The organism is Wenzhouxiangella sp. XN201, assembly GCF_011008905.1.
In the GTDB taxonomy this organism is placed as follows: domain Bacteria; phylum Pseudomonadota; class Gammaproteobacteria; order Xanthomonadales; family Wenzhouxiangellaceae; genus Wenzhouxiangella.
The window spans coordinates 1-392 of sequence record NZ_JAAIVI010000014.1; the positions used below are offsets into that span (position 1 = coordinate 1).

At 60.7% G+C, this 392-nt stretch carries 1 protein-coding gene; it reads right to left on the reverse strand.

Annotated elements, in window-relative coordinates; translation table 11 throughout:
• The coding region (locus G4Y73_RS00055) for a hypothetical protein (protein WP_164228182.1) at positions 1-392 on the reverse strand (392 nt) is incomplete at both ends.

The window sequence follows — 392 nt, forward strand, 5'->3', positions numbered from 1 at the left end:
CGTGTCTCCACGACGAACTCGCCGTGCATCAGGCTGAAGTTGCCCAGATCACCGCTGAAGCCGAAAGAGTCGCCCGTATCAGAAGGGTTGGCCTGCTTGAGTACGGTGATCGTGCCGTCGGTCGCGGTGAGCGACTTGTTGATGAATACGCAAGTTACGGTCTCACCGGCATCGAGCACGAAGTTCGCCGTTGCCGTGGTGAGATCGCCGCTGCTGTCGGCATCGTTGCAGACGATGTCGGTCAGTTCCCAGGCGGCCGGAACAGACTCGGTCGCGCTGTAGTTGCCCGCGGCCAGGTTGTCGACCACGATCTGCTCGCCATCGCTCAGACTGCCGAGGGCATCGCCGGTAAATGCAAAGCTTTCAGGGCTACCTTGCGGGTTGGTCTGCTT